9 protein-coding genes, 30 tRNA genes and 1 other RNA gene are annotated in these 12,006 nt (G+C 66.3%); 1 reads left to right on the top strand and 39 read right to left on the bottom strand.

Annotated elements, in window-relative coordinates:
- Positions 1 to 5: 5 nt before the first annotated feature.
- The 4 genes from BLR68_RS16645 to BLR68_RS16630 form a co-directional block, all read right to left on the bottom strand.
- Positions 6 to 80 (bottom strand) — tRNA-Gln (locus BLR68_RS16645).
- A 22-nt stretch (positions 81 to 102) separates the two neighbouring features.
- Positions 103 to 179: transfer RNA gene (locus BLR68_RS16640), tRNA-Arg, on the bottom strand.
- 27 nt (positions 180 to 206) lie between these two features.
- Positions 207 to 279, bottom strand: a tRNA-Gly gene (locus BLR68_RS16635).
- A gap of 29 nt (positions 280 to 308) precedes the next feature.
- Positions 309 to 380 (bottom strand) — tRNA-Lys (locus BLR68_RS16630).
- Between the two features lie 47 nt (positions 381 to 427).
- Here BLR68_RS16630 and BLR68_RS16625 point away from each other — a divergent pair.
- Positions 428 to 649 (top strand): hypothetical protein, encoded by a 222-nt coding sequence (locus BLR68_RS16625; protein WP_018186178.1) that lies wholly within the window; start codon positions 428 to 430, stop codon positions 647 to 649.
- Positions 650 to 670: 21 nt separating this feature from the next.
- Here BLR68_RS16625 and BLR68_RS16620 read toward each other — a convergent pair.
- The 35 genes from BLR68_RS16620 to BLR68_RS18055 all read right to left on the bottom strand — a co-directional run.
- A tRNA-Thr gene (locus tag BLR68_RS16620) sits at positions 671 to 745 on the bottom strand.
- 65 nt (positions 746 to 810) lie between these two features.
- A tRNA-Pro gene (locus BLR68_RS16615) sits at positions 811 to 882 on the bottom strand.
- Positions 883 to 903: 21 nt separating this feature from the next.
- Positions 904 to 976, bottom strand: a tRNA-Phe gene (locus BLR68_RS16610).
- A gap of 74 nt (positions 977 to 1,050) precedes the next feature.
- On the bottom strand, positions 1,051 to 1,362 hold the full coding sequence (locus tag BLR68_RS16605) for a hypothetical protein (RefSeq protein ID WP_018186177.1): 312 nt from the start codon (positions 1,360 to 1,362) through the stop codon (positions 1,051 to 1,053).
- Between the two features lie 58 nt (positions 1,363 to 1,420).
- A tRNA-Met gene (locus tag BLR68_RS16600) sits at positions 1,421 to 1,494 on the bottom strand.
- Between the two features lie 29 nt (positions 1,495 to 1,523).
- A tRNA-Glu gene (locus tag BLR68_RS16595) sits at positions 1,524 to 1,603 on the bottom strand.
- A gap of 37 nt (positions 1,604 to 1,640) precedes the next feature.
- A tRNA-Glu gene (locus BLR68_RS16590) sits at positions 1,641 to 1,715 on the bottom strand.
- A gap of 165 nt (positions 1,716 to 1,880) precedes the next feature.
- A tRNA-His gene (locus tag BLR68_RS16585) sits at positions 1,881 to 1,953 on the bottom strand.
- A 176-nt stretch (positions 1,954 to 2,129) separates the two neighbouring features.
- A tRNA-Gln gene (locus BLR68_RS16580) sits at positions 2,130 to 2,201 on the bottom strand.
- Positions 2,202 to 2,912: 711 nt separating this feature from the next.
- Positions 2,913 to 3,467 carry an HD domain-containing protein gene (locus BLR68_RS16570; protein ID WP_018186175.1) on the bottom strand — a complete coding sequence of 185 codons (555 nt, stop codon included), beginning with the start codon at positions 3,465 to 3,467 and terminating at the stop codon, positions 2,913 to 2,915.
- Between the two features lie 14 nt (positions 3,468 to 3,481).
- Positions 3,482 to 3,553, bottom strand: a tRNA-Ile gene (locus BLR68_RS16565).
- Positions 3,554 to 3,719: 166 nt separating this feature from the next.
- Positions 3,720 to 3,804 (bottom strand) — tRNA-Leu (locus BLR68_RS16560).
- A gap of 277 nt (positions 3,805 to 4,081) precedes the next feature.
- Positions 4,082 to 4,165, bottom strand: a tRNA-Ser gene (locus tag BLR68_RS16555).
- Between the two features lie 71 nt (positions 4,166 to 4,236).
- Positions 4,237 to 4,308, bottom strand: a tRNA-Val gene (locus tag BLR68_RS16550).
- Positions 4,309 to 4,346: 38 nt separating this feature from the next.
- Positions 4,347 to 4,421: transfer RNA gene (locus BLR68_RS16545), tRNA-Val, on the bottom strand.
- A gap of 208 nt (positions 4,422 to 4,629) precedes the next feature.
- Positions 4,630 to 4,703: transfer RNA gene (locus tag BLR68_RS16540), tRNA-Pro, on the bottom strand.
- A 25-nt stretch (positions 4,704 to 4,728) separates the two neighbouring features.
- Positions 4,729 to 4,804: transfer RNA gene (locus BLR68_RS16535), tRNA-Ala, on the bottom strand.
- A 63-nt stretch (positions 4,805 to 4,867) separates the two neighbouring features.
- A tRNA-Ala gene (locus tag BLR68_RS16530) sits at positions 4,868 to 4,940 on the bottom strand.
- 192 nt (positions 4,941 to 5,132) lie between these two features.
- Positions 5,133 to 5,501, bottom strand: a transfer-messenger RNA (tmRNA) gene (gene ssrA, locus BLR68_RS16525).
- Positions 5,502 to 5,532: 31 nt separating this feature from the next.
- Positions 5,533 to 5,604 (bottom strand) — tRNA-Thr (locus tag BLR68_RS16520).
- 91 nt (positions 5,605 to 5,695) lie between these two features.
- Positions 5,696 to 5,767: transfer RNA gene (locus BLR68_RS16515), tRNA-Thr, on the bottom strand.
- Between the two features lie 109 nt (positions 5,768 to 5,876).
- Positions 5,877 to 5,949 (bottom strand) — tRNA-Asn (locus BLR68_RS16510).
- A gap of 161 nt (positions 5,950 to 6,110) precedes the next feature.
- Positions 6,111 to 6,193: transfer RNA gene (locus BLR68_RS16505), tRNA-Leu, on the bottom strand.
- Positions 6,194 to 6,329: 136 nt separating this feature from the next.
- Positions 6,330 to 6,425, bottom strand: a tRNA-Ser gene (locus BLR68_RS18075).
- A 68-nt stretch (positions 6,426 to 6,493) separates the two neighbouring features.
- Positions 6,494 to 6,566: transfer RNA gene (locus BLR68_RS16500), tRNA-Gly, on the bottom strand.
- Positions 6,567 to 6,589: 23 nt separating this feature from the next.
- Positions 6,590 to 6,662, bottom strand: a tRNA-Asp gene (locus tag BLR68_RS16495).
- Positions 6,663 to 6,714: 52 nt separating this feature from the next.
- A tRNA-Lys gene (locus BLR68_RS16490) sits at positions 6,715 to 6,789 on the bottom strand.
- Positions 6,790 to 6,793: 4 nt separating this feature from the next.
- Positions 6,794 to 6,875: transfer RNA gene (locus BLR68_RS16485), tRNA-Tyr, on the bottom strand.
- Positions 6,876 to 7,049: 174 nt separating this feature from the next.
- Positions 7,050 to 7,122 (bottom strand) — tRNA-Trp (locus tag BLR68_RS16480).
- A gap of 88 nt (positions 7,123 to 7,210) precedes the next feature.
- Positions 7,211 to 7,354, bottom strand: coding sequence for a hypothetical protein (locus BLR68_RS18070; protein ID WP_018186174.1), 144 nt, complete (start codon positions 7,352 to 7,354; stop codon positions 7,211 to 7,213).
- Positions 7,355 to 7,660: 306 nt separating this feature from the next.
- Positions 7,661 to 8,743 (bottom strand): hypothetical protein, encoded by a 1,083-nt coding sequence (locus tag BLR68_RS18065; protein ID WP_018186173.1) that lies wholly within the window; start codon positions 8,741 to 8,743, stop codon positions 7,661 to 7,663.
- Positions 8,744 to 8,785: 42 nt separating this feature from the next.
- Complete coding sequence (locus tag BLR68_RS18060; protein WP_018186172.1) at positions 8,786 to 9,568, bottom strand: PA14 domain-containing protein; 783 nt, start codon at positions 9,566 to 9,568, stop codon at positions 8,786 to 8,788.
- A 41-nt stretch (positions 9,569 to 9,609) separates the two neighbouring features.
- A complete protein-coding gene (locus tag BLR68_RS16465) occupies positions 9,610 to 10,611 on the bottom strand; it encodes a hypothetical protein (protein ID WP_018186171.1) in 1,002 nt (333 codons plus the stop codon).
- A gap of 51 nt (positions 10,612 to 10,662) precedes the next feature.
- Positions 10,663 to 11,715, bottom strand: coding sequence for a hypothetical protein (locus BLR68_RS16460; RefSeq protein WP_018186170.1), 1,053 nt, complete (start codon positions 11,713 to 11,715; stop codon positions 10,663 to 10,665).
- Between the two features lie 41 nt (positions 11,716 to 11,756).
- The coding region (locus BLR68_RS18055) for a hypothetical protein (RefSeq protein ID WP_176770698.1) at positions 11,757 to 12,006 on the bottom strand (250 nt) is incomplete at its 5' end.

The following is a 12,006-nucleotide window of genomic DNA, read 5'->3' as shown; positions in this document are numbered from 1 at the left end:
CGCGGTGGCTCCCCGCCCAGGGCTCGAACCCAGTCCTCGCGGCTCCAAAGGCCGGCGTGCTGCCGATACACCAGCGGGGATCAGCGCCGTGGTGCGCGGCGGTGGCGCCTCCGGAGGGACTCGAACCCCCAACCTCCTGTTCCGTAGACAGGTGCTCTATCCGATTGAGCTACGAAGGCATGGACGCGCACCGATAGTGGCGTCAGAGCGAACAGCCGGTCTCGAACCGGCGACCTCCACCATGGCAAGGTGGCGCTCTACCAACTGAGCTATGTCCGCGTGCGCCGTTGCGGTCGGCGTGACCGTTGTGGGCCCCCTGGGTGTTGATCCCAGTACCCGCGGGGTAAAAGCCCGCTGCTCTACCGGTGAGCTAGAGGCCCGTGGCGCGCGCGAAGGCCGTGGGGTGGGCTTTCGATACGCTCACATCATGAAGCGGTGGATGGTCGGCCTGATGGCCGCGGTGGTGGTGCTCCTGGTCGGTGTGACCGTGCTGCTGGTCGTCGTGATCAACCAGAACAACCAGGCTGCCGAGCAGGCCGAGTGGGACCGGAAGGTGCAGATCTGCAACGACACCTACGGCCCGATCGTCGACACCGGTGACAGCCTCGACGCGAACATCGCCTGCCTCGAGCAGCTGTCCCGAGACTGACCACGCTCGCCGCGGTCAGCGTGGAGCCCTCGGCGGGTGCTGACCCCGCGACCTTCCGCTTACGAGGCGGATGCTCTACCGCTGAGCTACGAGGGCACGAGCAAGCGCCGCCGGCTGCCGGCGGTGCGAGCTGCACGAGCATGGCCTGTGCGCCATGCGAGTCCGAATGGTGGGGATCGAACCCACGACTTCCGTGTCCCGAACACGGCGGGGTACCGCTCCCCTACATCCGGTTATCCGCGTGTGCGAATGAGTGGCGATGACCGGTCTTGATCCGGTGGCCTCAGGGTTTTCACGCCTGCGCTCTTCCAACTGAGCTACATCGCCGTGTCGAGACCCGGAGGTCTCAGTGGTGACGTCGTCGCGCCCGCTCCCCCAGCCGGTGGGCGCGACGACGTCGGTCAGACTGCTCGCAGGAGCGCCTCGGCGGGCACCTCGCGGAACAGCAGGAGGAAGGTCCGCTCCGGCTTCGTGCGGGCACGGTGGACCACTCGGAGGGCGCGCTCGAGCCGGTCGGTCGCGTTCACGATGGTGACCCGCTCGCAGCCCGTGGCCAGCACGGTCTTCACGAGCTCGTCGAGGGCGCCGGTGCTCGCACGGAGGGTGGAGTCGGCGGCGATGACGATGTCGGATTCGCTCGTCCCCTTCGGGATGAGGTGGCGGGCTGCGGCGCGGCTGGTGAGCTCGGCGGGCAGGGTGATGACGTGAGCCATGGCGTTCTCCTCTCTTCGGCTCAGGTGAGTGCGCGCGCGCCGGCCGGCGCACGCGTCGTTGCAGAGGCCAGATTCGAACTGGCGATTCTCCGAGTTATGAGCCCGGCGGGTTGACCGCTACCCCACTCTGCGGCGTGATGACGCGGCGGGATCGCGGCGTCTGGTGACCGGGACGGGAATTGAACCCGCGAGTCTCTTCGGTGAGAGCGAAGCTGCCCATATCCAACAGAGCAACCCGGCCAGAGCGCGCCGGCGCGGAGCCGGCGGCGTGATGATGATGGTGACCCCAACGGGACTCGAACCCGTGCTATCGCCGTGAAAGGGCGACGTCCTAGCCGCTAAACGATGAGGCCGTGAAGCTGTCGCCCCGACGGCCCCGGCACGAAGCCGGGGCGGCCAGGGGGCGATAGCTGGCAGCTCGGGCGTTACCCCTTCGCACCACGCTCTCCGTGCCCGATGATCGGGGCGACGGGGTCCTCACGGAGAGCGCGGTGCGCGCCCGCTACCGGGGCGCTTCGGGTGAATGACGGGGCTCGAACCCGCGACCTTCCGGACCACAACCGGACGCTCTACCAGCTGAGCTACATCCACCATGCTGGCCGCGGGACTCGGTCCTCCCCGCCAGTTCTCACCGTGGCACCACGCCCGCGAGCAGACGCACGAGCCGCTGCTCGTGTCCCCTGGTGCGGTCGCCGTCGCGGCCGCGGGGATTTGGTCGTCACCCTGTGTCCTGCTCGTACCTGGCTGCAGGTGCCTTTCTGTGTGAGCTCCCCCGCAAGGATTCGAACCTCGACTACCGCGCCCAGAACGCGACGTGCTGCCAGTTACACCACGGGGGAATATCGAGGCCGCTGAGCGGCCCCTATCGCGACACACGTGATTGCTGGAATGACCAGTTCAAGGTGCCGAATGTTTCGGTGAGCGTGTGGCAGTTAAAGCAGAGCACGCGCAGGTTGCTGAAGAAGTTGTTCGCCCTGTTCCCGTCGATATGGTCGATGGCAAGGATGGGCCGACCGAGGACGGGGTTCGGAGTTCCCCAACCGCACTCCGAACACTTGTTGCCGGCAAGCTCGATCAGGTAGTCCTTCGCGCGGCCCTTCAGCTTCCCATTCGACCCGCTGGCCGATACCAGTCCTGCTGACCAGTCGTCGAGCCATTTGATCCGGACTGAGAGCGCCTCGCGGGAACACTCGACGGAGCAGAAGCGCTTGTTCCGCGTCGGGTCACCACAGCCTTCGCAGGTTCGCGACGGATTGGATCCGGTGTTCAACCTGTTGCGGGTCGACTTCGCGGCGCAGCTCTTCGTGCAGTATCGAGCCCTCGGCTCTGGCGACTCGAAAGTGTTCTCGCACCATGTGCAGTTGAACGACCGGAGCCGCCTGCGCCGCACGTGCAGAGCCTTGCATTCGGGAGAGCATGTCTTGGCCAACGGGTGCGAGCCATCCGGCATCGCCCTGTCACATGAAACGCAAGCCTGTCCGCTCATCTTTCCTCCATGCGCGGCGGCGGACTGCCAACAGACCATCCGGCTGGCCGTGTGCTGACCGGGGTCAGCGGGAGAGCGCCAGGTACGTGCGTCCTGGGCTCGTGTTGAGCATGGAGGCGGTAGGGAAGTCCGCGAGCGCGGGCCGACCGGTCTCCTGTTCGAGAGCGTTCAGCCACCGGTCTCGGTCGCGGTCCTGGCACTGCAGGAGGTCCGCGTCCTGGATGATGGCGCCGAGCAGAGTGTCAGGCTCGTGGTGGGGGAACTCGGTCTCGTAGATGAGCTCCGCCGCGGGGTCGCCGTGAAGGCCGCCATGCCAGCGGGCGAACGCCGCGGCTCGTGCCAGGTTGATCGTCTCGCTCTCACCGACGACGTAGTCGGCGTCGTGGAGGAGACCGGCGATGACGAGGGTCTTCGCGCTGAACCGGCTGACGCCGAGCTCCGCTCCGAAGTCGTGCGCTCGGAGGGCGACGGAGATGCCGTGCGCTGCTCCGTGGTACGGGAGACCGGCGGCGGTGTTCGCTTCGAGAAGCGCGACGATCGCGGAGTGCGGCAGGTCGAGCTCGTCGAAGATGCGGTATAGGCGGGCTAGGCGGTTCCAGTCCTCGAAGGTCAGTTTCACGCCTGCTCTATGCGTGACGGGAGCTGGGCTCGAACCAGCGCACTCCGGATTATGAGCCCGGTGCTCTACCACTGAGCTATCCCGCCGTGGTGGTGCGAGGAGGACGCCGGCTTGCTCACCGGCGCCACCCTCTCGGTCGTTCTGCGGGACCTTATCCCCGCGTCTCGTCCTCGCTTTCCGAGCCTGGGTCGGCCTGGACCTAGGCGGAGGACACAGCCGGCAGCGGGGAGCAACCCCTGCCGGGCAGGTACGTGCACATGGTCGGACTTGAACCGACACTCCCCGTTCGGGGAACCAGCACCTCAAGCTGGCGCGTCTACCATTCCGCCACACGTGCGTAGAAGTCGGTCATGACACGGAGCCGACGGGAATCGAACCCGCTAGAGGTCAGCATCCGCCAGCGTTTCCCCTGGCGGCGCATCCTCCGACATGTCTCAAGCCACCCGCGCCGTTCGATCATCACCGTCGGACGCTAGGGTGACCCACGCCTGCGGTCCAGCCGCTTCGGCTCTGTGTCACTTCCTCGGAGGGAGCGCGGCATGTCTGCCGCTCGTGCCTCCATCCCCTTCATGCGCGGTCCGCGACCGGATCGTGACCACGGTGATGGGGAGCTGCGGAGGGGACAGGGATCGAACCTGCGAGAGACTTTCACCTCGACGGCTTAGCAAGCCGCTGCCTTACCACTCGGCCACCCCTCCGGGGGGTGAGGGGCCGCGCCGGTGAGCTGCGACCGCCTCCAAACCCACCGGCATCTGCCGGCGGGACTATGTGCACCTCGAGGGACTCGAACCCCCGGCCAACTCGATGTAAGCGAGCTGCTCTGCCACTGAGCTAGAAGTGCGTGAGAGGCAGGTGAAGATAATCTTCCCCTCGCCTCTGTGGTGGTCCCCCGAGGTGCTGACCCTCGGACCTCCTGCATGTCGGGCAGGCGCTCTACCGCTGAGCTAGAGGACCGCGACGCCCACCGGCGAGAGCATCACTCGTCGGCAGACGTGGTGCGTTCCGGACTTGGCGTCCATCGCGCTTCCCCGCCGGAGCGAGGCATTCCGCACTCGTGGTGCGCGGACCGTGAGAGGTCAGGAGGTGCAGCCGAACTGCGTTCCCCTCCGTGACGTGACGGACCTTTCGAGATGCAGGTGCCGTGGGCACCTGCATCTGCCTGTCGGGATGACACGATTTGAACATGCGACCCTCCGCTCCCAAAGCGGATGCTCTACCAAGCTGAGCTACACCCCGATGAAGACCAGCCCGAAGGCTGACCTGGTGGAAGCAACAGGGCTCGAACCTGCGACATCCTGCTTGCAAAGCAGGCGCTCTACCAACTGAGCTATGCCCCCATGTCCGTTGCGTGGCGAGGTGGATCTTCCCTCGGCGGCCGTATGCCGCGACATCCCACCGTGTGGACCCTGCGAGGCTCGAACTCGCGGCCTCCGCCATGCCATGGCGGCGCTCTTCCAGCTGAGCTAAGGGCCCATGAACGTGCTGTTCACGAAGTGATGCGTCGCCAAGAAAACTTGCGATCGCGTCATCAAGAAAAGTTGATGGTGGAGCGCACGGCGGGGGTTGAACCCGCTCCGCTGCTAGCTATGGCCGGCGGCATTCCCAACGTGAAAGACGGGCGCGTGGTGTGTTCAGTTGTGGGGTGTTACACGGTCTTGACACCCTTTGTGGACCTGGAGGGAGTCGAACCCTCGTCCGAGCTCAGGCTTCCTGTTCTTCTACGTGCGTAGTCCGTCTTGTCCCTTTCTCGACCCCTGGATCTTGCGCCGGACGGCATCCCCAGGCGGGTCTAGCTGCTTGATCTCGACGACCGTTCCGCAGCGGTGGCGGTCATCATGGCCCTACTCGATTTGACTGCGGGAGAGGGTGCGAAGGCCTTGCAGGGCCTCCCCCGAGGACTCACGCCGCGAGGGCGAGGTCGGACTGCTTGTAGTTGGCAGTTGTGGGTTGAGTGTCGTTTTTACAAGGTCGGCACACAGACCTCGGCACGCTTCACCATGAAGCAATCTGAGCCCGTCGAAACCAGGCAGGCCCGTTGTTGATGGACGTCTCACGACGTTCGTCGAGCCACCTGCCGGGTTCGAACCGGCGGCCCTCCGCTTACAAGGCGGACGCTCTACCACTGAGCTAAGGAGGCGTTGAAGAAGTTGGCGCGCGGAGCCCCGAACCGTTCGGCCGGAGCCCCGCACTATCCATATGCGCGGCCCGAGTGGAAACCGTGCGACACGAGCCACCACTGGGAATCGGACCCAGGACCTCTTCCTTACCAAGGAAGTGCTCTACCACTGAGCTACGGCGGCGTTCGCCCCGGCCGGGACATTCCCGGAAACAGCACGAGGCCGGACATCGAGCCGTGCACGACTCGACACCCATCTGCCACCTCTGCGCCCTGCGCTTCGGCGACATCTGCTCCCCCACCTGGGCTCGAACCAGGGACCCAATCGTTAACAGCGATTCGCTCTGCCAGCTGAGCTACAGGGGATCAAGCCGCGCCCGGAGACGCGGGTACTGCTGGTACTGCAAGTGCACGACCGAGGAGTTGAACCTACGCTGCAGCGCCTTATCAGAGTGCCCGCGTCACCGGACGCGTCGTCGTGCGTGGCGGCCGGTACCACCCCTATGCGCGGCGGTTCCGACTTCTTGTGCCCACCCCGGGGGTCGAACCCGGACGTCCCGAAGGACCCTGGTTTCTGAAACCAGTGCGTCTGCCATTCCGCCAGACGGGCATCACCGGCACGGTGGCCGGCGTACGGCTCGAAGATCATCTTCGATGTGCTGCGAGTCGCGACGACCAGTCCCAGCGTGCGCGTCCACCGAGGCTGGTCGTTTCGTCCGCTGCAGCAGCGGACTCGTCAGGCGTTGCGGAGAGGGTGGGTCTCGAACCCACACGGGACACTCACGTGCCCCCTTCCCTTTTCGAGAGGGCTGCCGCCAGGCCAAAACTCGGCTTGCCCCTCCGTTGCGTTCTCACGCGACGCGGACGGATCCGCGTTTCGCCCCTATGGGCTCATCAGGCGTGCTGAGAGAGGGAACGACGAGATTCGAACTCGCGTCATCACTTTGGAAGAGTGAGGTCCTAGGCCTCTAGACGACGTTCCCGTACGAGCTCATGGAGCTCGTCGCGACCCTGACCGGTTTTGATCCGGCTACCCCCGCCTCGACAGGGCGGTGCTCTCCCGATTGAGCTACAGGGCCATTCGCTCGACGCCGCCACGACGACGTCGAGTCGCGCAGTCCGAAGACGCGCTGGTGGGCCCCCTGGGTATCGATCCCAGGTCCCCGGAGTAAGAGTCCGGTGCATTCGCCATCATGCTCGAGGCCCAGAGTGGGAGGAGCGGGATTCGAACCCGCGGTGCCCGAAGGCGGCGGAGTTACAGTCCGCTGCGATAGCCGCTACGCGACCCTCCCGTGACCTGCCCGAGGGCAGGCTTCGGCGCGGGGATGGTGCCCCACGCCTCATCTCCGAGAAGGTCCTCGCCATGATGGTCTGGACCTTCTCGAAGGTCATCTTCCGCTGTTGTCTTGTAACGCCCTCCGGCCGGAGGGCTCTTGCGCGCCGCCTACATCAGACGGGCATTCGAGCAGGGACGGCAGGATTTGAACCTGCGATGCCGGTTTTGGAGACCGGAGCCTTGGGCCGCTAGGCGACGCCCCTATGTGTTGAGTTGAAGTGGATGGGCAAAGAGAAAGCCCACCGAGTGCCAGCTGGCTTCGGTGGGCTCGTGTTACGAGATCCTGTCCCGTTACATGAGGCCCACCTGTCCGCCGACGAAGAGATCCGAGGGGTTCTCGGTCCACTGGCGGTTCATCGGCTTCTGCGCAGCGTCGATGGCGCTGTGACCGGCATATGCCGACAGCGTCCCTTCGATGCAGTTCAGAGACCTCACGGTCGTACCTTTCGTCGTGGCCGCTCCCCCAGTGGGAGCAAAGCCTTTCAGGATACACACGGTTCCGGGATTCACCTAGAACGAATGTGTTTGAGCTCGATCCGCGGGTGCGGATGTCACTCGGTCACTACCCATATGCGCGGCGCGCAGAAAAAGTGATGACACCTACGTGAGTCACCCTGCGGCGACTCATCCAGTCACCCTGCGGCGACCTTCACGAAGCACCCTACGGCGACCTTCATGAGTTACCCTGCGGCGACTCGACGAGTACCCTACGGCGGGTCTCGGACATGGCCTTCGCGGGGCTCACCGGTAGGCGCGGGAGGCGGAGTTGTGCGTGCCGCCCGCCCAGTCGACGAGGAGCCCTTCGGGTGCGACGTTCCCGGAGAACCAGGGACGGTCGGGGTCGTAGTCGCCGAGGTAGATGTCTGCTTCGGAGACGTCGATGGTGAGGCCGTCGCGGTGACCGCGGATGTTGAACCCGGGCCGGAAGCCGGCGTGGCCGTCCTCGGGCGTGACGATGGTGGCCCAGGCATCTACGGGGACGCCTGCCTTTACCGGGGTGTATCCCGGGTTTGAGGTAGCGATGAGCCGGCCATCGGATGTGCTGTTGACGGACTTCCAGACCCGCATGGGCTGCAGCGTGATGTCCTGGTTGCTGACGAAGCGGAAGCGAACGGTGGCCTTCGTGGATCCGGGAAGGTAGTCGCCAGCGAGGACGGCGAAGTCCCCGGAGTCCACGGCGACGGTTGGCCACGTGCTTCGCACCGCGGTGCCTGAGCGTGACCACGGGGCGCTGACGACGGATGCTGTGACTGCGCCGTTCGCGCCGAGCCCGTTGCCGGCGCTCGAGGTGCCGTTCCATCGGTAGTAGCCACGGAACCCGTCGATCGCCCCATTCGGGTTGGGGTGGAGGTTCTCGTAGACCTCCTCGGCGAGTCCCGCGGCGACGTCGGGGAGGCGAACGCCGCGGTCGGTGACACGGGCGGCGCTTGGGCCGGTGACGGTGGCTCCGCTGTCGGTGACGGCGGCCTCGATGGTCTTCCCGGAGCCGATCTTCGCGCTGTCGCTGGTGCGGGCGAAGTAGGTGCCACTGGCAGAACGTGAGACCGTGAGCTGGTGCTTGCCGGTGGGGTCGGTCGCAGTGAAGTTCTTCACCCCGCCGCTGGTGACGATGCGAGCGGAGTCGCTGACGAGGGTGGCAAGTGAGGTGGCGTACCGGCCCGACTCGCTGAGCGAGATGTTCTGTGCGGCAGTGACCTGGGCGATGTCGTTGGTCGCGGCCGCGTCCTGCGCGGAGGCGACCCAGCCGGGGACGGCGAGGATCCCGAAGGCGGCCGTGGCGATGCCTACAGCGATGCCTCCGAGAACGAGGAACGGGTTGGCCATGGTGGTCTCACTTCGGTCGAGCGTACGCCGGATACCCTGCGGTCAGGGGGCGATCGTCCAGCTGAGGTTGAGGCGCGCTCCCCCGCCGCCTTGGGCGTAGCGAACTTCGATGTCGTGGGGTCCTGCACTGAGGGGCACGGTGAGGGTGACGTCCACGGTGTGGTTCACCGGCTCGTAGGGGACGTTGACACCGTCGATGTAGACGAAGGCGATGTCATCACGGCGGAGCGTGAAGGTGTACGTGCCGGCGCCGGCGTTGATGGTCCGCTTGTAGACGGCGGAGTAGTTGCTCATCGGGAGGCCGACGACAGGGTTCGTCTTGGTCGACGGGACCGACCAGGACCAGTTGAGTTCGGGAAGGCAGCCGCGGAGGATGGGCGCCCCCGCCCAGGAGATGCCGTCGTAGTAGGTCGCATCCCATGAGGTCGTCGGGCATTGGACGGGCGCGCAGCTCGCGGCAGCTTCCGCGGTGAGGCGCGTGGTGCCCTTCTGCGCGGCGGAAACACGGTTAGAGACGGCGTACACCGAGCCGGAGTCGGACAGTGCTGTCGCGCACCACCCATCCCCGCGCGTATCGACGGCGACGGTGTCCAGTCCGCTCCCGCTCAGCCGGACGTCGGAGGCATCGCGGAGCGCGGAGAGGGACGAGGCATACTTGCCGGTGTCGCTCACCGTCGCCGCCTGCGCGATACGGACGTTGGCGAGGTCGTTCATCGTCGAGGCGTCCTGAGCGCTCTCCACCCATCCGGGGACGGCGAGCACACCGAACGCTGCGGTGATGATGCCGACGGCGATACCGCCGAGCACCAGGAACGGGTTAGCCATCGAAGTCCTCCGGGCAGGTCAGTACGCCGGATACCCTGCGGTCAGCGGCGGAGGACGGACATGGACTCCCCGGGTGCGCCGAGCCAGCTCGAGGTTGCGTTCCCGACCTTCCCGGAGCCGCCGTGGAAGAAACCGATGCCGTCGCTGGCTTCGGTGATGCTGATGCGGGTCACCTCCATCGTCCGGCCGACCCAGTCGCTGTCGCTGCGGATGGTGACCCCGGACGTGATGGTGGGCACGAGCGGGGCGGTGTCCCGGAAGACGAGGTCGATCTCGTTCACGCCGGGACTGAGCGTGAACGACTGGTCAGGAGCGCCGATGGCGACGTAGTCGTGTACCTGTCGGCGGAGCGAGAGCTGCACCTTCGTGGTTTGACTGACCCGGATGGCAAGGGTGACCCGGGTGTCCTTGCCGAAGGGGGTGTCGAGTCCGGTGATGAGGTCGAGGTCGCGGGTGTTCTCGTCGGAGGTGCGGGTCGCCCTGATGGCGGTCTTGACCTCGCCGGGGAAGTCGTTGACGAGCGCGAGCTCTGACCATGGCGATGCGCTGACGGCGTACAGACTCGTCGCCGTCGGGTTCTTGAAGAGGTTCCTGGCGACGATGCCCGGCCCGAGGGGTGGGATAGTGACGCCCTCTGCTGTGACGCCACCGGTGACAGTTGTTCCGGCGGACGCCACTGCAGCTTCGGCGGTGGCGCCCGTGGCGATGGCTGCTTTCCCACTGAGGCGCGCGAAGTAGCGGCCTGAGTCGGAGCGTGCGACGGTGATGGAATGCTTCCCGGTGCGGTCCGTGGCGGTCGCGATGTTCTGCGCGGAGGCGACGGTGACCCTCGTCGCAGGTGCCGTCTCGAGCGCGGTGATGGAGGCGGCGTACCGGCCCGATTCAGCGCTCAGGGCTGCCTGCACGAGAGACACCTGGCTGACGTCGTTCGTCGCCGATGCGTCCTGCGCGGATGCGACCCAGCCGGGTACAGCGATCACCCCGAACGCGGCGGTGATGATGCCGACGGCGATCCCACCGAGGACGAGGAAGGGGTTGGCCATGTCGTGGAGGTCCTTCGGTGCTTCGGGCGGTGCTCCCGTTACCCTGCGGCGTCAGCGAGCGCGCGGCCTGATGAGCATGATGCTTTCGGACTGGCCCGGGGTACCTACGAAGCGGAACCGTTCGAACGCGTTCGCGGGCGTGGTGTTGCCGTCGAAGTAGGTGCCGACCGTGGCGGACTCCTCGACCAGGAGGTCTTTCGCCTCGAGGTACTTGTCCTGCGGGGTCTGCGCGGTCGCGTACGCGGCGACGTGGGTGCTCCCCGCCGGGACCGTGAAGGTCCGGCTCAGCCGCTGACTGTCCGTGGTCAGCACCACTGGGGGGACGTTGCAGTCGTTGGTGGATGACCACCCGGAGGCGTTCCCGAAGCGGAAGCAGATCTTCGCTGCACCGGGGTAGTCGGATCGCATCGACAGGCTGATCGAGTACGTTGCCCCGGCGGTGACGGGTGCCATCTGGCTGAGGGTGGCTTCCGCGTTCTCGGGGTTGTGCGCCAGGTGGAAGCCGTAGCCGCGCTGAGTGTCCCTAATGTCGTACCGAGCCCACCCGCCGACGAGGGAGTACGTGCCCTGCGCGGGGTAACGGCTGAGCTCGATGCCGAACCCCGAGCGGCGGTAGTCCTTGAAGCTGGTGCCGTCGGTGTGGGTGGCGAGGTTCCGTCGAGCTTCGGTGGGCGCTCCGTAGGCGCGATCGAGGATGCCTTCGATGCTGGCCGGGCTGCAGCGCGCGGCGGTCATCGCTGTGGCGGGGTCGGTGTCCACCGCGCGGGTGATGCCTCGGTTGCTGGCGGCGAGGTAGCTGCCGGATCCGGACTGGGCCGCAGCGCACCAGGCGTTCGCCCCGTCGGCGGTGATGCCGAGGATGTCCGTGCTGGTGGCGAGCTGTCCCTTCACGCCGTTCGTACCGGCTGTGAGGGCGGTGAGGTCGGTGAAGTAGCTGCCGCTCTGGGAGACGGAGGCGGACTGTGCTGCGCGGATGCTGCTGAGGTCGTTGAGGGTGGAGGCGTCTTGCGCGGAGGCGACCCAGCCGGGGACGGCGAGCACACCGAATGTGGCGGTGATGATGCCGACGGCGATGCCGCCGAGCACCATGAAGGGGTTGGCCATGGGTCCTCGCTGAGTAGTCGGGTCTTCCGGTTACCCTGCGGTCAGCGCGGGCGAGTGGAGAGGATGCTCTCGCTCTTGCCGGGCTCTCCTGCCCAGGTGATCTGCTGCCTCGAGTTTGCCGGTGCCGTGTCGCCGTAGAAGAACGGGCCGGGCGTCTTCGAACGTTCCACAACGAGGTCCGTCGCTTCGATGTACTGCCCGGGGGACACGGTTGAGATGAAGTACGCGGCGACACGGGTCGACCCTGTGTCCGGGTTGAAGCTTGCTGTGACCTGGGAGGGGGTCTCGGTG

The organism is Microbacterium sp. 77mftsu3.1 (assembly GCF_900100525.1).
Lineage (GTDB): Bacteria > Actinomycetota > Actinomycetes > Actinomycetales > Microbacteriaceae > Microbacterium > Microbacterium aquilitoris.
Note: the sequence above shows the minus strand (reverse complement) of the source record. Positions and strands in the feature narration are given on the sequence as shown.

Bases quoted from the DNA above. Each gene is read 5' to 3' on its own strand.
- BLR68_RS16625 (WP_018186178.1), top strand. From the start codon at position 428: ATGAAGCGGTGGATGGTCGGCCTGATGGCCGCGGTGGTGGTGCTCCTG.
- BLR68_RS16605 (WP_018186177.1), bottom strand. From the start codon at position 1,362: ATGGCTCACGTCATCACCCTGCCCGCCGAGCTCACCAGCCGCGCCGCA.
- BLR68_RS18065 (WP_018186173.1), bottom strand. From the start codon at position 8,743: ATGGCCAACCCGTTCCTCGTTCTCGGAGGCATCGCTGTAGGCATCGCC.
- BLR68_RS18060 (WP_018186172.1), bottom strand. From the start codon at position 9,568: ATGGCTAACCCGTTCCTGGTGCTCGGCGGTATCGCCGTCGGCATCATC.
- BLR68_RS16465 (WP_018186171.1), bottom strand. From the start codon at position 10,611: ATGGCCAACCCCTTCCTCGTCCTCGGTGGGATCGCCGTCGGCATCATC.
- BLR68_RS16460 (WP_018186170.1), bottom strand. From the start codon at position 11,715: ATGGCCAACCCCTTCATGGTGCTCGGCGGCATCGCCGTCGGCATCATC.